Source organism: Phycisphaerales bacterium (assembly GCA_040221175.1).
Classification (GTDB): domain Bacteria; phylum Planctomycetota; class Phycisphaerae; order Phycisphaerales; family UBA1924; genus JAHCJI01.
This window is the reverse complement of record JAVJVK010000004.1, coordinates 1,187,134-1,204,514: the sequence shown is the minus strand read 5'-3', so window position 1 is coordinate 1,204,514 and position 17,381 is coordinate 1,187,134. Positions and strand designations below refer to the sequence as shown.

General features: G+C 68.0%; 15 protein-coding genes. 7 read left to right on the top strand and 8 right to left on the bottom strand.

Annotated elements, in window-relative coordinates; all coding sequences use genetic code 11:
- Positions 1-77 precede the first annotated feature (77 nt).
- From RIE32_07450 to RIE32_07440, 3 genes are read right to left on the bottom strand one after another with little or no spacing between them, the layout of a single operon-like run.
- Complete coding sequence (locus tag RIE32_07450; protein ID MEQ9096082.1) at positions 78-455, bottom strand: hypothetical protein; 378 nt, start codon at positions 453-455, stop codon at positions 78-80.
- 38 nt (positions 456-493) lie between these two features.
- The gene (locus RIE32_07445; protein MEQ9096081.1) at positions 494-1,183 is read right to left on the bottom strand and encodes an aminodeoxychorismate/anthranilate synthase component II; all 690 of its coding nucleotides are present in this window, start codon (positions 1,181-1,183) and stop codon (positions 494-496) included.
- A 34-nt stretch (positions 1,184-1,217) separates the two neighbouring features.
- Entirely contained in the window at positions 1,218-2,018 is an 801-nt protein-coding gene (locus tag RIE32_07440) for a DUF1444 family protein (protein ID MEQ9096080.1), read from the bottom strand.
- Between the two features lie 488 nt (positions 2,019-2,506).
- On the opposite strand from RIE32_07440, the gene acpP reads away from it, so the two are divergent.
- Genes acpP through RIE32_07425 form a run of 3 tightly spaced genes read left to right on the top strand, consistent with a single transcriptional unit; the run spans position 2,507 to position 4,401 of the window.
- The gene (gene acpP / locus RIE32_07435; GenBank protein ID MEQ9096079.1) at positions 2,507-2,755 is read left to right on the top strand and encodes an acyl carrier protein; all 249 of its coding nucleotides are present in this window, start codon (positions 2,507-2,509) and stop codon (positions 2,753-2,755) included.
- 37 nt (positions 2,756-2,792) lie between these two features.
- A complete protein-coding gene (gene fabF, locus RIE32_07430; protein MEQ9096078.1) occupies positions 2,793-4,076 on the top strand; it encodes a beta-ketoacyl-ACP synthase II in 1,284 nt (427 codons plus the stop codon).
- A gap of 58 nt (positions 4,077-4,134) precedes the next feature.
- Positions 4,135-4,401: a FliM/FliN family flagellar motor C-terminal domain-containing protein gene (locus tag RIE32_07425; protein MEQ9096077.1), complete on the top strand. Its 267-nt coding sequence runs from the start codon at positions 4,135-4,137 to the stop codon at positions 4,399-4,401.
- Between the two features lie 17 nt (positions 4,402-4,418).
- Here RIE32_07425 and RIE32_07420 read toward each other — a convergent pair whose 3' ends face one another.
- Both RIE32_07420 and RIE32_07415 read right to left on the bottom strand, forming a co-directional pair.
- Complete coding sequence (locus RIE32_07420; GenBank protein MEQ9096076.1) at positions 4,419-7,478, bottom strand: hypothetical protein; 3,060 nt, start codon at positions 7,476-7,478, stop codon at positions 4,419-4,421.
- A gap of 16 nt (positions 7,479-7,494) precedes the next feature.
- Positions 7,495-8,061 carry an HAD hydrolase family protein gene (locus RIE32_07415; GenBank protein MEQ9096075.1) on the bottom strand — a complete coding sequence of 189 codons (567 nt, stop codon included), beginning with the start codon at positions 8,059-8,061 and terminating at the stop codon, positions 7,495-7,497.
- Between the two features lie 129 nt (positions 8,062-8,190).
- Between RIE32_07415 and RIE32_07410 the strand changes: the two genes are divergently transcribed.
- Positions 8,191-9,447: a pyridoxal phosphate-dependent aminotransferase gene (locus RIE32_07410; GenBank protein MEQ9096074.1), complete on the top strand. Its 1,257-nt coding sequence runs from the start codon at positions 8,191-8,193 to the stop codon at positions 9,445-9,447.
- Here RIE32_07410 and RIE32_07405 read toward each other — a convergent pair.
- Together RIE32_07405 and RIE32_07400 are read right to left on the bottom strand one after the other, a co-directional pair.
- Positions 9,444-10,349: a pseudouridine-5'-phosphate glycosidase gene (locus tag RIE32_07405; GenBank protein MEQ9096073.1), complete on the bottom strand. Its 906-nt coding sequence runs from the start codon at positions 10,347-10,349 to the stop codon at positions 9,444-9,446. The genes RIE32_07410 and RIE32_07405 overlap by 4 nt on opposite strands.
- A 40-nt stretch (positions 10,350-10,389) precedes the next feature.
- Positions 10,390-10,857, bottom strand: coding sequence for an HU family DNA-binding protein (locus RIE32_07400; GenBank protein MEQ9096072.1), 468 nt, complete (start codon positions 10,855-10,857; stop codon positions 10,390-10,392).
- A 257-nt stretch (positions 10,858-11,114) separates the two neighbouring features.
- On the opposite strand from RIE32_07400, the gene RIE32_07395 reads away from it, so the two are divergent.
- Positions 11,115-12,101, top strand: coding sequence for an NAD(P)-dependent oxidoreductase (locus RIE32_07395; GenBank protein ID MEQ9096071.1), 987 nt, complete (start codon positions 11,115-11,117; stop codon positions 12,099-12,101).
- A 5-nt stretch (positions 12,102-12,106) separates the two neighbouring features.
- On the opposite strand, the gene RIE32_07390 is transcribed toward RIE32_07395, so the two are convergent.
- The gene (locus RIE32_07390) at positions 12,107-12,481 is read right to left on the bottom strand and encodes a hypothetical protein (protein MEQ9096070.1); all 375 of its coding nucleotides are present in this window, start codon (positions 12,479-12,481) and stop codon (positions 12,107-12,109) included.
- Positions 12,482-12,697: 216 nt separating this feature from the next.
- On the opposite strand from RIE32_07390, the gene RIE32_07385 reads away from it, so the two are divergent.
- Both RIE32_07385 and secA read left to right on the top strand, forming a co-directional pair.
- Entirely contained in the window at positions 12,698-13,027 is a 330-nt protein-coding gene (locus RIE32_07385; GenBank protein MEQ9096069.1) for a hypothetical protein, read from the top strand.
- A 166-nt stretch (positions 13,028-13,193) separates the two neighbouring features.
- Entirely contained in the window at positions 13,194-17,270 is a 4,077-nt protein-coding gene (gene secA / locus RIE32_07380) for a preprotein translocase subunit SecA (GenBank protein ID MEQ9096068.1), read from the top strand.
- The last annotated feature ends 111 nt before the right edge of the window (positions 17,271-17,381 follow it).

Below are 17,381 nucleotides of genomic sequence, written 5' to 3'. Positions count from 1 at the left end.
ACTCTCCGCGGGTGAACGTTGCGCATGGACCATCGCGCGACCGCCATAAGGCGGGCGCGCAACGCGGGTGCGGACGTTCAGCCTCGCGGGGGACGCAGCAGCGAGAAGTGGGCCTCGATGGCGTGGCTCTGCGGCTCGAGTGCCGTGAGCGCGTCGGGCTGCGGATCGGGCAGGTCAAGCCCCAGGGGGGGGCGGCTCATCTTGGCGAACTGGCCCATGGTGGCGCACCACACGCACGCGTCGCAGTCGCTGGGGCAATCGCCCGGCTCTTCGTCGTGCGAATTCTGGTCAGCGGGCGCATCCGATCCGCAGCAGGAATCCGCGACGTCGGCATCGACCTGGGCGGCCGTCTCGACGCAGCAGCAATCGCCCGTGGCGGCCCACGTTGATACCGGCCCGGCCAGCACGACGGCCAGGGACACCAACAACGCGATGAAGCGGACGGGTGTCACCATGGGGAGTATACCTCGAGAATCGGAGAATGTTCCCCGATTCATGAGACAGTCGCGGCGGCGACGGCTTGTCGATGACGAGCAACCATTCCCAGGAAGTTCCCCAGCAGCGCAGGGCCCTCAGGGGTCAGATAACTCTCGGGGTGGAACTGCACGCCCAGCAGCGGGGCCCTGGCAACATCGGCCCAGACGCGGCGCAGGCCCATGAGCACCCGGCGCGCGCCGCCGTCTGCGGTGGGCTCGTCGGTCCAGGCAGTTATGGCCCATCCGTCGCGGCCGGGTACGGGTGGGAGGATCTCGCCCTTGATGACCAGCGAGTGGTAGCGGGCGGCCTCCATCGGGCTGGGCAGGCCGGCGAACACGCCCGAGCCGTCGTGGTGCACGGGGCTGGTCCGGCCGTGGACGGGCACGTCGTGGCGGGCGACGGGCAGGCCGTCCATCTGGGCCATGACCTGGCAGCCCAGGCACACCCCCAGCACGGGCACCACGCCCGCGAAGCGTTCGATGATGGCCGCCGACACGCCGGCCTCGGTGGGCGTGCACGGGCCGGGGCTGATGACGATGCCCGAGGGGTCGAGGGCGGCGGCCTGGTCGGGCGTGATCTCGTCGTTGCGTGCGACGACCAGGCCGACGCCGGGCTCGAGGACTTCACCGCGCGCCAGTGCGACCTCGCCCAGGCGTTGGACGAGGTTCCAGGTGAACGAGTCGTAGTTGTCGATGAGCAGGATCAAGGCCCAAGGGTAGTGGGCCCGTGGCCCGGGCCGGTTATGCCGCCTTCGACTCTCCGGTCCCCGCCACGCCGTCACGCGTGACGTAGAAGAGTTGATCGGTGATCGGGTACGGCAGCCGCTCGTAGTCCTGGCGGACGCGGTCCTGGATGCGTTGGACGAACTCGGCGGGTTCACGGGAGAGCGCGACGAACATGTCGCGGGCGGGGATGGCCACCAGGAAGTCGCCGCCCAGCGAGGGGGCCAGGCGGTGGTAGAGCTTACCCAGCAGCAGGCGGGCGGCGTCGTAGCCGTCCTGCTCGGCCAGGATGGCGGCCGTCCCGCCCTCGCGGCTCTCGACGAGTTGCACGTCCATTTCGGGCGCGTACAGGTCGAGGTTCTCTCGGGCGATGTCCTCGAGTTCTTCGATGTTCACGCCCCACTGGACGAGCTGCTCGGTGGTGATGCTCACGGTCATCTGGGGCAGGTCGAGCACGTACACCACCACGGCTCCGTTGACGAAGGGCGTGTGGGCCACCAGGCGGCGGCTGAGGCTCTCGAAGATGCTCTCGGGCTGGATGCGCGGCATGATCCGCGGCCGGGCGATGTCGAAGCTCATGGCGTTGACGTACATCAGGTCGCCGGCAAAGAGCTGCTCGAGGTAGTGCTCGACGATCTCCACGCCCCGCTGGGGATCATGGCTCACGATGCGGAAGAGGTTGATCAGGTCCAGCCGGCGGCCGGCGATGACCAACTCGTCCTCGCGGATCGAGTCGATGGTCAACTCGGGCTGGAGGCGGCGCAGGATCTGGGCCACCTGCTGGCTGAACTCGGTCGGATTGTCTGGCATCATCGTCATTCCCCCCGCATCCCTCGTTGGAACGGACAAAGGCAGCGCCACCGACACCGACCGGCGACCAGGGTGAGGAATCGGCTGGCCCGGGGCCCGACAGAAGCCCGGGATCCTGCCCGAGCCGCCGGCGGGCCCCGCGGCGCCCTCCCGCGCGGCGCGACCCCTACAGGCCGATGCCCGAGAACCGTGGGGCGGTGCTGGTTGGCCGATTGAGGGCCGGGCCCCTGCCCGGTCCAGTCCTGGTTCAGGCTTGGTCCAGACCTCGTCCAGACTTGGGCCGGGATCGGGTTGCGGATGGGCCGGGGTTGGGAAGGTGGGCGGCCCGGATTGCCCCGGTGGCCCGCCTGCGGGTAGAATCGCGCCACCCGAACGGTTCTCGGCCTTCCGCCACTGGCGGTTGACTTGGGGCGGCGGGTGGTCAGACTTCCCCTCGCCCGTCGCGTTGGGGTGCCGCAAGGGGGACGTTCGATCCCCCGGGGACTGGAGGCTTACAGGTGACCGAAGCTGAAATCGAGTCGAAGGTGATCGACATCGTCGCCGAGCAGATGCACGCCGAAAAGGAAAAGATCAGCCGCGACACGAGCTTCGTGGAGGATCTGAACGCCGACAGCCTCGACACGGTCGAGCTTGTCATGGAGTTCGAGGACGAATTCGAGACGTCCATTCCCGACGAGCAGGCCGAGCAGATCAAGACGGTCGGCCAGGCCATCGACTTCATCAAGCAGGCCCACGGCATCGAGTAGTCCGCCGGGCGGCTGATGCCGCCGGCGGTTCCACGCCATGGGGAGCCACGCCACGAACCAGCACAAGGTCGTCATCACCGGTGTCGGGGCCATCACCTGCATGGGTCCCGATCCGCAGTCGGCATGGGCTGCCATGCGCGACGGCGTCTCGGGCATCACTCGCCTCGAGGGCGACGAGTTCGCCCGCTTCGAGGGCCAGTGGAGCGCCCACGTTGCCGGCCAGGTGAAGGACTGGAACCCGGGCGAGCACATCGACCCGCGTGAAGCCAAGCGGCTCGATCGCTCGGCCCAGTTCGGCATGGCCGCCATCGCCCAGGCCGTCAAGATGTCGGGCATCGACTTCTCGTCGATGGAGCCCGAGCGCGCGGGTGTGGCCTTTGGCACCGGCGTGGGCGGCATCGCGACCATCGAGGATGGACACTCCATCCTGCTGGATCGCGGGCCGAAGCGGCTGAGTCCGCTGACCGTTCCGAAGCTGATGGTCAACGCCACGGCGGGCAATGCATCGATCAGCTACGGCTTGCGCGGTCCGGCCACGGCGATGGCCACCGCGTGCGCGAGCTCGGGCAATGCCCTCGGTGAAGCGCTCGAGACCATCCGCCGCGGACGCACCGACGTCATGATCGCGGGCGGGACCGAAGCCGCCATCACCCCCCTATGCGTGGGCGCGTTCCAGGCCATGAAGGCCCTGAGCGGCAACCAGGAGCCCGATAAGGCCAGCCGACCGTTCGACGCCGATCGAGACGGGTTCGTGCTCGCCGAGGGCGCCGCCGCGTTCTTGCTGGAGACCGAAGCCCACGCCAAGGCCCGGGGCGCGACGATCCTGGCGGAGATGGTGGGCTGGGCGGCCAGCGCTGACGCCTACCACATCACCGCGCCCGATGAGGCCGGCCGGGGCGCCCGCCAGGCCATGACCTGGGCGCTCGAAGACGCGGGCCTGAAGCCCCAGGATATCGGCTACATCAACGCCCACGGCACCAGCACCCCCCTGGGCGACAGCGCCGAGGTGGCGGCCGTGCTGGACGTCTTCGGCGACCATGCCCGCAAGAGCAAGGGCGGTTCGCTGCTCATGAGCTCGACCAAGAGCGTGCACGGCCACGCCCTTGGGGCCTCGGGGGCGGTCGAGCTCATCGGCTGCATCCACGCGTTGCGCGAGGGGCTCGTGCCGCCGACCATCAACCTGGTCAACCCCGAAGCGCACTTCGACATCGACCTGGTGCCCAACGAGGCCCGCAAGTCGCCCGTTCGCTACGCGATGAACAACACCTTCGGCTTCGGCGGGCACAACGTGAGCCTGATCGTCGGCCGCTACGACGGTTGACCCCTCCGCCGGGTTTCCACGCTCAAGTCCGCATTGCCGGCGGGCCGATGGCCTGTGCATGGCGCGTGACGTGAAGACCATCCTGAGCCTCGAGGTGCCCGTGGTGGTCGTGCTGGCCGAGCGGACGATGTCCGTGGGAGAGGTGCTGGGCCTGCGGCCGGGCACGATCCTGGAGGTGGACAAGACCGCCGAGGACGACCTTTCGCTGCGTGTCAACAACCGCGAGGTGGGCTCGGGCGTGGCTGTGAAGGTGGGCGAAAACTTCGGCCTGCGGATCGAATCGATCGGCAGCCAGGAGAAGCGGGTGGAGGCGATGGGGGGCTGAGAGCCCACCAGCAGTTTCTAACCCCCCGGAATCGCTCCGCCCGCGGGCAGCGGCCGCACGATGGTGAATTCGCCCGTGTTGATGTTCCAGCGGACGCTGGCGGCCGAGGCGGGCTGGGCGCTTCGCTTATCGAAGACGACGACGGGGGCCATCGGGTCTCCCGAAGCGATGATGATGCCGCTGGCGGCGTCGTAGTCGAGGCTTCGCGCAACCAGTTCGCGGTCGTCGGTGGCGGCGTACACGGCTCCCTCGGCCACCGCCCGGCGGAGCGTGGTGGCCGAGCGGGAGCGGTCGAGCCCTTCGAGCGTGATGGTGAGCTGCTCGCAGTCCAGATCGAGTTGAGGCGCATCCGGGTTGCTGCGGTGGCTGAGACGCACGCTGCGGTCGAGCACGAGTTCCTGGGCGGCGCGGTCGAAGGACATCGAGCCAAGCCAGTCGACGAGTGCCTGCCCCGAGCCACCGCGCGCAAGGTCGGTAAACGAGCCACGGCCTCGTTCGGCGGTCGCGCCGTCGTCGAGCGGCATCGCGTCGGGTTGCTCGAGGATGATGGCCCGCCCCTGGCCGACCGCTTCGATGTTGCTCGTCGGTCCGTCGATCGTGGCCTGCGGCACCATGAGGACCAGGGCCGACTTGAGCGTGCGGTCCTCGGGCGAGGCGCCCAGGAATCGGCGGGATTCGATGATGACTACCGAGCCGGGGGCGGGATCGGCCTCGGCCCGAGCCCAGAGCAACTCCCGCTGGCCCTCGGCGATCTGTGGGTCCAGGGGTTCGCTTGCGTCGTCGGGCGGCGCCGTGAAGGCGACCTGGATGTTGGCCGCGGCGATGCGGTCTTCTTCGGTGCGGCCGTCGGTGAGGTTGATGCGGGCGTTGCCGTCGGCCTCGGCCTGGCCCTTTGCGTCGTCGAAGAGCATGAAGTTGTCCCAGCCCAGCGTGAGGGTGCTGGGGCGGGGGCGATCCTCACGCTGCAATTCATGCGTCAGCGTGCCGGGGCCGAAGACCTGGGCCTGGCCCTTCAGGGCGTCCAGGCGGATCTGCGGTCCGGCGATCTCGGTGCCCGCGCGCGACGCGGTGGCGATGGCGCCGTCGGCGGCCTCGATCTCGGCGTACTGGTCCTGGGGTCGGATGAACACGCGCGCGCCCGTGGCCGACACGCGGGCGCCCTGCGCATCGTTGGCTCGCAGGTCAACGTCGCCGGTCAGCTCGGCCTGTTGCACCTCGGTGCGCAGCTTCGAGCCTTCCATGGAGGCCATCAACTCGGCGTCGAGCGCGTTGGCGGTGAACGTGGCATCCTGGCCGCGCCCTTCGACCGAGCCGGTGGCGATGAGTCTGTCCGGCAGGGAGCGCTGCCGGGCTCGATCGTGCACGAACAGCAACTCGATGCGATCACCGCTGAGGCTGCCGGTGCGGTCGCTGCTGGCGGTGGCCGGTTCATTGGGCTCACGGGTCATGACCAACCGGCGGATGAGCGGCTGGCTCGAATCGACGTCGAAGAACTCGGCGTCGACGGTCTCGGCGCTCAATCGCGCGTCCTGGGTCTGGCCGTTGACCTTGCCGCGGAAGTTCGCGTCCCTGAGCGTCAGGGCCTGCCGCTGGCCGTCGCCGGCGGGAACGCTGCGGAAGGTCATGTCGGCGCGCTCGGCCCAGGCGATGCGGCCTTCCTGGTCCTGGCCGAGCGCGGTGAGCTGGCCCGGACCGATCATCGCGGCCGTCTGCGAGAGCAGGTCGAGCTCGACGCGGATACCGCGGGCCTCGCCCACGCCCGGAGCAGTGACGAACACGCTGTTGGCCGCCGGCCCCAGCAGGATGGCCCGCTGGGTGGTGGGGTAGTAGTCGATCGTGGCCGCGTGGCCGCGGGCGTTGAGCTCGGCATCGGCCACCTGGACGAGGCCGCGCTGGGGTGCGCTCAGACGGAACGCGAGGTCGTCGCTGGCCAGCTCTCGTGGTCGGCTTGCCAGAGGACGCGCTACCAGCGGTCCATCCCACGTCAGCGTGATGGGTTCGCCGGGCGGGGCGGACTCGGGCTCGCCTTCCTGCAACGAAGCCAGCAGTGCCGTCATGAGGCGGGCCGTCGTGTCGAGCTGGCCGCTGGCCGTTCGCGGCGTGAGTGGCGCGATGGCTCCGTCGGGCAGGCTGTTGTCTACCAGGCGCACCCATGCGTCGAGCGCATCGGCGTTGGTGGTCATCGAGCCGCGGGTGATCGTCACGTCGTCGCGGAGCTGGAGGTGGTAGTACTGCTCGATGGGATTGGCCTGCGGTTGGGCCGCAGCAGGCGTTTGCGGTGCGGGGGCGGCAGTGCCGGCGGGCGGCTGCGCCGGAGCGGGTGCGTCCGAGGGCGTCGCGGGCGACCCGGGCTGCTCCTGGCGAGGCCGGGACGGTGGCGGCGTGAAGGTGGCCGTGCCGCCACGGGGGCTCTCCAGCCGCTCGAGTTGGCTGGTGACCTGGTTGCCTCGGATGTCCAGCCCGTCGACCTCGAAGACGAGGTTCTCGGCCGACCCTGTCACGACTTCCTGGGTCGAGACGGTGCCCAGTTCGACGTTAAAGTCCAGCGCGGGCGTCTTGAACGTGGCGGCGGGCGATGCCTGATCGAGCACGCCTGGGCTCGTGTCGACGCCCGGCTCGTAGATCCGAATGACGACGTCGCCGGTGAGCGTGCCGCGCTCGGGCGGCTGGCTGCGGGCGGGCATGGCCAGATCGCCCCGCTGCGCCATGACGTGGATGGTCTGGCCGGCCGACTGATAGATCCACATGCGCGGCTCGGTGGCGATGTAGCCGCGCGAGCCCTCTGGGGCCATCTGGCCGGCGATCATGCGGGCCTGGGTGCGTGTGGGGTCTTCCCGATCGACAAAGGAGATATCGACGTTGCGGGCCACCTGGCCGCCCGGCCCACCGAGTTGGAGCCCTTCTTCGGAACCCACGGGGGGCAGGCCTTGTCCCTGGGGGCCCTGCCTGGGGCCGCCGGATCCGCTGGCGAAGACGTAGACGAGCACGCCCACGCCGATGGCCGCGATGGCCACGGCCAGCAGGATGCGTTTGGATGCGTTGCCGCGCCGGCTCTTGCCGGTGGTGGTGTTTGGCATTGCCGATGGTAGTGAGCTAAGCGTACAGGGCCATGAGGTGATCGAGCTTGCCTTGGGCGCGCACGATGGCCCAGATGGCCTCTCGCACGGCTCCGTGGCCTCCCAGGGCCTTGGTGGTCAGCAGGCTTAGGTCCTTGATGCTCTGGTCTGCATCGCCCACGGCGATGGGGCAGCCCACGGTGTGCATCGCTCGCAGGTCGGAGAGATCGTCGCCGACGAAGGCGATCTGCTCGGGCGTGAGCTTGAGCGAGCGGGCCAGGGTCAGGATGGTCTGCCGCTTGTCGGTGACGTTGTCGTAGAGGTGCGCGATGCTCAGATCCCTGGCGCGGCGACGGACCGAGCGAGCAGGACGGGCCGTGACGATGGCGGTGGCGTAGCCCAGGCGATGCCAGGCGGTGATGCCCTGGCCGTCGTGGACGTTGTATCGGCGGGTCTCGACGTTGTCCTCGTTAATGTAGAGCCCGCCGTCGGTGAGGGTGCCGTCAACGTCCAGGCAGAGCAGCTTCACGCCGGCGGCCTTATCGCGGAAGGCCTGGGGCAATTCGTCGTGGGTGGTGCTTGCGGAACGAGGAACGTGGCTCATGCTCGGGGTCGGTCCTTGATCGGGCGTGGGGCAGAGCGGGCGTATGGTTACCGCCCGAGGCCAACGGTATGGTTGGCCGGCGTCCGGCAAGGGGACGCGTGGTCGGGATTGGCGTGCTGGAGGGTCGAGATGTCCTGGGTGAAGCTGGCTGAGCGAGTCGATAGCTTGGAGGGTTCGGCCACGGTGGCCGTCGCGACGCGTGCCAAGGCGTTGAAGGCCCAGGGCAAGGACATCGTCAGCTTCGGCGCAGGCGAGCCGGACTTCGACACGCCCGAGGTCATCAAGCGGGCCGCCATCGACGCGCTCGAGGCCGGGCAGACCAAGTACGAGGCGGCCGCGGGTCCCAAGCCCGCGCGTGAGGCGATCGCCCGGAAGCTGCAGGCCGATAACGGGCTGGAGATCGACGCCAATGGCGTGGTCATCGTCTCGGGAGCCAAGGCCGCGTTCTTCCAGGCGTGCTTTGCGCTGCTTGGTGATATGGCGCCCGACGGCCAGCCATGGGAGGTCATCGTGCCCACGCCCGCGTGGGTGAGCTACGAGCCCATCGTGAAGATGTGCGGCGGCACGGTCGTCGAGGTTGACCTGAAGCCCGAAGACGGCTTCGTGCTGAGACCCGAAGCGCTGCGGAAGGCCGTCACGGCGCGCACGCGCATGGTGATCATCAACACGCCCAGCAACCCCTGCGGTGCGGTGTATACCCGTGAGGCGCTGGCTGAGCTGGCCGAGGTGCTGGGTGACGCGGTTCGGGCGATTGCGCCGAACCTGGTCGTGGTGACCGACGAGATCTACGAGAAGCTGGTGTTCGACGGGCTCGAGCACGTGTCGATGGGTTCGATGGAGCCGGTGAAGGATCGCACGCTGACGATCAACGCGCTGAGCAAGAGCTACGCCATGACCGGCTGGCGCGTGGGCTATGCGGCGGCGACGGGGGCGCTGGCCGACGAGCTCATTCCCGCCATGTCGCGCATCCAGGCGCAGACCATCACCAACATCACGTCGTTCCTGTACCCAGCCATCTCGACGGCCTTCGATAAGTCCGCCGATGACATCGAGCGGTTCCGCAGCACGTTCGAGGCCCGTCGCGACCTCGTCATGACCATGCTCGAGGGCGTTGATGGCGTCGAGACGGCCCGGCCTCAGGGGGCGATGTACGCGTTTCCGCGGGTGGCAGGGCACTACGGCAAGGCGAGCGCGGGGGGCGCCAAGGTGACCGACTCGCTGAGCTTCTGCGAGGCGCTGCTGGAAGAGCACGGCGTGGCGATGGTGCCCGGCGGAGCCTTCGGCGGGCGCGGCGACGAGCATGTGCGCATCAGCTATGCCTGCTCGGAGGCGGACATCCGCAAGGGCATCGAGCGCCTGGGCGCGTTCGTGAAGGGACTGCGCTAGCGGGCCATTTGGGCGGCGATGCGCGCGGCCAAGTCGGCGTTTTCGCGCACGAGCGCGAGGTTGGCGCTGAGCGTCTTGCCGTTCGAGATGCGGTGCAGGCCGTCGAGGATGGCTGGCGTGGCGGCGCGCCCCTGCACGGCCGGCGTCGTGCTCTGGGCTTCCTGCAGCCAGTGGTGCCACAGGTGTGGCTCGATGGCGTGCTGGGCGGGCACGGGCTTGACGACCAGGATGCCGCGCCCCGTGGCTGCCAGGTGCTTCCGAGCAAACGCGGCGATCTCGGCGGGATCGTCGAACACCGCGTCGACGCTGGCTTCGCTGTCGGTGAGGTAGAACGCCGGGAAGGTCTCGGTCTTGTAGCCAAGCACGGGGATGCCCAGGGTCTCGAGCAGTTCGCGCGTGGAGGCAACGTCGAGGATGGCCTTGACGCCGCTTGAGACGACGGCGACGGGGTGTCGGGTGAGGGCGGAGAGATCAGCGCTGATGTCCAGCCGCTGCGCCGCGTTCTGGTGCACGCCGCCGAGGCCGCCCGTGGCCATGACTCGGATGCCGGCGCTGGCGGCCAGTTGCACGGTGGCGCTGACGGTCGTGGCGGCGGTAGCCCGCTGGTGGATGAGCGGGCCGAGATTGGCGGAATTGGCCTTCTCGATGTGGCCGCGGCCCAGGAACTCGGTCAGCTCTTCGCTGGTCATGCCGACGATGGGCACACCATCGAGCACGCCGATGGTGGCAGGCCGAGCGTCGTGGCCGGCGATGATTTCGTCGAGTTCCCCGGCCAGCGGCAGGCCCTGGCCCCGTGGCAGGCCGTGGGCGAGCAGGGTTGTTTCGAGCGCAACGGCCGCACGCCCTGCAACGCGGCGCACGGGCTGGGTGCGCTGCGTTGGGGCGTGCGATTGGGTGGCCATAGCAGAGGCTATGCGCCGGCTGGGCTGGGTGCCTGAGTCCTCAGGCGACCATGTCCTTGAGGGCCTTGAGGGGGCGGACCTTGACGACGTTGCGGGCGGGCTTTGCCTTGAAGGTGGTGGGCTCGCCGGTGAAGGGGTTGATGCCCTTGCGTGCCTTGGTGGCGGGCTTGCGCTGGACGGTGACCTTCATCATGCCGGGGACGTTGAAGGTGCCCACGCTGCCCTTCTTGAGGTCGGCAGCGATCATGGTGCTCATCGTGTCGAAGACCTGGGCGACCTCCTTCTTGGAGATGCCCACGTGCTCGGCGATGGTCGCCTGGATCTCGCTCTTGGTGCGGGGCTTGCCCCTGGCGCCGGTGATCTTGGTGCCGGTGGACTTGGTCGCGGTCGCCCGGCGGGTGGAGGTCTTGCGGGCCGGCGCCTTGCGGCTGCTGGCGGCGGTCTTGGTGCGACGAACGGTTTTCTTGGTGGTCTTCTTGCGAGAACGAGTCGTGGTCTTCTTGGCCATTGTTGCACTCCGTGCGAGGGGTCCGGCGTTCGTGCCGGGCGGTTTGCCCATACTCCAGGCAAGTATCTGTACGCATCCGCTCGCCGACAGTTGTTCGGCTTGACGGGCTTTGAGCCTGAAAAAACAGTGGTTTTTGGGCGAAATTTCTGCTCTCGGCCGCGCGAACCCTTGAAAAACAGGGGTCTGCGAGGTCCGTGGGCCGGTTTCAAGCCTTCGAGCATCGGCTTGCATGACGCGGCCCGGAGTACGATCGCGGCGTGAAAAACAGCCCAAATTCCGGTTCGAGCAGCAACGACGTACTAGTAACGCGGGCGATGCCCGGCCCTTTCGACGTCGGCGATGCCCGCGTGCGTGTGCTGGGCGAAGGGCTGCCCGACCGGCAGGTCGTGCTCGACGCGCTGCCCGGGACGCGGGTGCTGGTGACCATGTTTACCGACAAGGTCGACGCCGAGATGCTTACGGCCAGCGAGGGATCACTCCTTGGCGTGTGTCAGTACGCAGTGGGCACCGACAACATCGATTTCGAGGCGTGCAAGGACGCCGGCGTGGTGGTGACCAACACGCCCGATGCGGTGACCGAGGGCACCGCCGACCTGGCGTGGGCCCTGCTGCTGGCGGTGGCGCGGCGGGTGGTGGAGGCTGATGCCTATGCGCGGAGCGAGGCGTATCGGGAAAACGGGCCGCTGGGCATGGGCGACTTCCTGGGGGCCGACCTGACCGGCCGCACGCTGCTGATCGTGGGGGCGGGGCGCATTGGCCGGGCGGTGGCTCTGCGGTCAATCGGCTGGGGCATGCGCGTGCTGTACGTGGCGCGGAGCCGACACTGGGACTTCGAGCTTGCGCCGCTGGCGGCCGAGCGGGTGGAACTCGACGAGGGGCTGGCGCGGGCCGACGTGGTGAGCCTTCACACGCCGCTGACCGAGCAGACGCGACACCTGATCGACGAGCGGCGGCTGGGGCTGATGAAGGAGAACGCGATCCTGATCAACACGGCGCGCGGGCCGGTGGTTGACGAGGCGGCGCTGGCCGAGGCGTTGGCGTCGGGCCAGATCTGGGGCGCGGGGCTGGACGTCTTCGAGCGAGAACCGGAGGTGCACCCGGGGCTGATCGCGGCGAAGAACGCCGTGCTGACGCCGCACATCGGGAGTGCGGAGCGTCGGTATCGGGAGATGATGACGGCGATGGTGGCGGGGAACGTGCGGGCGATTCTGGCGGGGGAAGAGCCGCCGAATCGGGTTGGCTAATCCGCTCAGCGCTGCTTGGCAAAGTGCAGATCGAGGTAGCGGGCGACGTAGTCGACGAGGCTGGTGGCCTCGGGGATCTCGGGGTTGGCGGTGTGGCCCATGGGCTCGAAGCGCATGCCCTTGAAGCGGGTGACGGCCTCCTCGATGGGCAGCCCGTATTGCAGGGCCAGGCTCAGGGCCCGGCAGTAGGCTTGGACCATGCCCTTGATGGTCGAGCCTTCCTTGGCCATCTTGATGAAGACCTCGCCCGGTGAGCCGTCGTCGTAGAGGCCGATGGTGAGATAACCCTCGTGGCCGCCCACGGAGAACTTGTGGGTGATGGCGTTGCGAGTGTTGGGCAGCATCCGGCGGTCGTGGGTTTCGGTCATGGTCGACTGCATGGTTGGAGGCCTCCGGTGCCGCGGGCGGGTGGATCGGAAGGATATCGGCCCATGGGCGCGGCTTGCTGTTATGTTGGCGGCCGGAAGATTGCTTGTGGGCCTCGGCGGGCCGATACTTAGGCGTACGGCTGTCGCTTGTGATCGAGGCATTCACGGAATGTCCGGGCTTCGGCGGCCGATGGTACGGGTGGCACGATGACGCATTCCGCGAACACAATGCGAACAACGGTTGGCGGCCGAGCGGCATCGCTCGCGGCGTTGGCGGCGTTGCTCGTCGTGCTCGCCTCGGCCGATGCGGCCATGCGTGTGTCGCCCCAGGGATTCCGCGTGGCCGCCGAGGGTCGCCCGGCTCGCACGAGCGTGGCCGGCCTGAGCCGGATGGTCGAGGGCCTGCTGGCGTGTGCGGCCGTGCCCGATGCTGGCCAGCGCCTGGCGCCGGTGCCCACTGCGCACTTCGTACCTCTGTCGGCCCAGGTGAGCGGCCCCCTTCCCGCAATGCACGGGCTGCATGAACTTCTGGACCTGCCTCCGCCCGCGATGGCGTGAGACGGTCCCATGCCGGCGCGGTCGCTCTCGGGCGGGTCGCGGCGGCGATATCTCTCGCCCGAGACTTTTTCCAGATCCAAGGCATCCCCATCGGGGCGTCGCGGCGTGCGTTCCTGTGCATCAGGAAGCGGCACGGCCGGAGGCGCGGCATCGTGAGGCATCCATCATGGCAAGCAACCAGGGCATTCCCGTCATCGGGCCCGTGCTAAACAAGATCATCGGCACCCGCAACGAGCGCTTCGTCAAGAAGTACACGAGCAAGGTCGAGCAGATCAACGGCTTCAGCGACGAGATGAGCGGGCTGACCGACTCGGAGCTCAAGAGCAGGTTCCGCGCGTACCGCAAGCGCATCGAAGGTGGTGAGAAGGCCGAAGCGCTCCTGCCCGAGGTATTCGCAGTGGCGCGAGAAGCCATGGACCGCTCGGTGGGCATCCGCAACACGCTCAACCCCGAGCACGACTTCGACGCCAGCCAGCTTCCTGCGGACATGCAGAAGCTGCACGCCGAACTCAAGAAGCAGGCCGACGAGCTGCCCTTGATGCTGCCTCGCACGTTCATGGGCGAAGCCCCGCAGGGCGCCGTGCCCGACGAGAAGGACGAGTTCCTGGGCTCGACCGAGCCCATCCCCGGCTGGGTGCGGGTGGAGATTCCGCCGGAGTTCTACGCGGCGGTTCGTGAGTTGATTCCCGAGAGCCGACCGCCCTTCCGGACGCGTCCGTTCGACGTGCAGTTGCTGGGTGCGATGGTGCTGAGCCAGGGCAAGATCGCTGAGATGAAGACCGGCGAGGGCAAGACGATCGTGGCGCCGCTGGCCACGTGCCTGGCGGCGGTCGAGGGACTGAAGATCCACGTCGTGACGGTGAATGACTACCTGGTGCAGCGCGACCGCGACTGGACGTTCCCGTTCTTCCACGCGCTGGGCATGACGGTGGGGGCCATCCACCCCCAGCACATGCAGCCCGAGGAGATCAAGCGGCACATGTACCGCTGCGACGTGGTGTATGGCACCACCAGCGAGTTCGGGTTTGACTACCTGCGCGACAACATGAAGCGATCGGTGGCCGAGCAGGTGCAGCGTCGGCGCGAGTTCGCGATCGTCGACGAGGTGGACTCGACGCTGATCGACGAGGCGCGGACGCCCCTGATTATCAGTGGCCCCGCCCACGAGGATCGGCCGCGGTACGAGCAGGCCGATGAGCTTGCGCGGCACCTTGTGGAGCTGAACAAGCCCTGGACGCAGGCCGACGAAAAGGTGCAGGAGGCGGTCAATCGCATCAAGGCGCTCGAGGGCGACGTGCGCACCGCGCGGAGCAAGGACGACGCGAAGCAGATGCAGGCCGAGCTGGCGCAGCTGCGCAAGGAGCTGCCGGCCCTCGAAGAGGCCCGCGACCAGCACACGCAGTACTACGAGATCAAGCCCGAGCGCAAGCAGGCGTACCTGACGCACGAGGGCATCGCCGAGGCACAGCGCAAGGCCGGCGTGGGCTCGTTCTACGTCGATGAAAACATGGACCTGCCCCACCTGATGGAGCAGGCGCTGCGCGCCCACGTGGTGTACGAGCTCGACCGCGACTACGTCATCATGAACACGCAGAGCCCCCAGACGGGCCAGCCCGAGCCCAGCGTCGTGATCGTGGACACGTTCACGGGCCGGCCGATGATCGGTCGGCAGTGGAGCGACGGGCTGCACCAGGCCGTGGAGGCCAAGGAGAAGGTGCCCGTCAAGCAGGAAACGCAGACCGTCGCGACGGTGACGATCCAGAATTTCTTCAAGATGTACGAGCGGCTGGCGGGCATGACGGGTACGGCCGACACCGAGGCCCAGGAGTTCAACGACATCTACAGCCTGGACGTGGTGAGCATCCCGACCAACCGGCCGGTGATCCGCAACGACTACGACGACCTGATGTTCCTGCGCGAGAAGGACAAGTGGGAGGCCATCGTCGACGAGATCAAGGCCTTCCATGACGTGGGGCGACCCATCCTGGTGGGTACCACCAGCGTGGAGCGGAGCGAGTTTCTGGGCAAGATGCTCCAGCGCAAGCACGGCGTGAAGCACGAGGTGCTCAACGCCAAGCAACACGAACGCGAGGCCCACATCGTGGTGAACGCGGGCCAGCTTGGCGCCGTGATGATCGCGACGAACATGGCCGGCCGTGGCACGGACATCAAGCTAGGCAAGTGCTCGCGGGAGCATCTCATCGACCACTGGCTGCGCCGGGGCATCGCCTCGCGCGAGCTCAAGCCCGACGCCAGCGAAGAACAGCTGCGTGAGAACATCTTCCGCAAGATGGCCCAGACTGAGTTGAAAGAAGACGGCCTAAGCAAGCGGGACGTCGAGCAGATGCCGTTCGAAGACATCGAACTGGCGCTGCTCAAGCGCTGGGCGGCGACGTACACCTACATGACGGACAAGCAGGTGCAGGCGGCCACGCGCGACGAACTGATGGCCGAGCTGGACGCGTGCGGCCGGTTCCTGATCCACCGCATCCGCTGGTTCGACAACATCGAGGACATGGGCGGCCTGCACGTCATCGGCACCGAGCGGCACGAGAGCCGCCGCATCGATAACCAGCTGCGTGGTCGCTCGGGCCGCCAGGGCGACCAGGGTTCGACGCGGTTCTTCGTGAGCCTGGAAGATCCGCTCATGAAGATGTTCGCCGGCGCCGCGATGCAGAACTTCCTGTCCAAGGTGGGCGGCATGAAGGAAGGCGACGCCATCGAGCACCCATGGCTGAGCAAGAGCTTCGAGCGGGCCCAGCGCAAGGTCGAGGAGCGGAACTTCCAGATCCGCAAGAACATCCTCGAATACGACGAGGTCATGGAGCACCAGCGCCAGTTCTTCTACGGCCTGCGCCAGCGCGTGCTCGAGGGCCGCGACGTCAAGGGCCTGGTACTGACCTACATCGACGTGGTGATCGACGAGGCCTGCGAGCAGTATTTGGACAAGGACTACCCCGCCGAGTGCGCGGCCGAGTACGCCAAGCAGCAGCTTGATTGCTCGATCATGCCCGATCGCCTGCGCGGCAAGGACTACGAGGAGATGGACACGGCCATCCGCCGCGAGGCCAAGGAAGACGCGCGGCAGATGATCGACCTGACCCTGGGCGAGTACATGCCCATGGAAGGCTCGGAAGTCAGCGTCGACTTCGATTCGGCGGGCCTGATCAACTGGGCCAAGAGCCGCTTCGACGTGGAACTGCACGCGGCGGATCTGCGCGAGGGTGGGGCCGCCGAGCGTCGCCACGTGTTCGACACGCTTGTCGAGCGAGCCCACGAGAAGATCGATCAGGCCGACCTGGCGGGCCTGGCTCGGTTCACCGAAAAGCACTACGGCGCGAGTGAGCTGGCCAAGTGGGTCAAGAACCGCTTTGGCTTCGAGGTGCAGACGCAGGAACTCGTAAAGGCCGAGGAGTCCGAGGACGATTCGGCGGGCGAGTACATCAAGCAGAAGGCTCGTGAGATCTACCACGACCTGGAAGTGAAGTACCCTGCCGAGTTCGCGATGAACGTGACGCGAAACCTGATGCGCACGAGCCCGGGCGACGCGCTGGGCCAGCTCTCTGACTGGGCCAACCGGCGCTACCAGCTGGGCCTGACCGAGGAGCAGCTTCGCAAGACCAACCCCGCGGCGCTGCAGAAGCAGATCGAAGAGGCATCGCGCGAGTTCGTCGACTCGGGCCGGCTTGACAAGGAGATCAGCGACGCCCTGGCGTGCCCCAACGATGACACGCTCGACGCACACTTGAAGCAGCGGTTCAACCTGCGCACGGGCGTGCCCGATTGGATGCGCGGATTGCGGGGCCAGCAGCGCGAGGGCGTGGTGCGTGGGCGCGTCGAGGAACTCCTGCGGGCCGAGATGCTCCACCTGGAGCGAATGGTGCTGCTGGAGGCCTTGGACAACCAGTGGCGCGACCACCTGTACCAGATGGATCAGCTGCGCGACGGCATCAGCTTCCGGGCCTTCAGCCAGCAGGACCCGCGCATCGCCTTCAAGAGCGAGGGCGCCAAGCTGTTCGGCGAGATGCAGCAGTCGGTGCGCACCCGTGTGACCGATTACATCTTCAAGATCCAGGTCGGCCCCGAGCAGGCCCAAAGCCGCAGCGGTCTGGGGCCCATGATGGGCCCGCGCGGCGGCGGAGGGGGGCAAGCCGGGCAGGGCGGGCAGCGACCGGCGCCCGCTCGGCCGGCGGCCGGTGGACCACCCCCGGCGGGCGGCATCACCGGGCCGGGCATGGGTTGACGGCCGGAGCGTGGCTCGAGCGATAGAGTTTTGTTCGCAAATCCGAACCCGGGGGCCGTCGCCTGCGGATGGACCCCTGGTCGGCCTCCCTCCCCGAGAAGCCACCGGAGC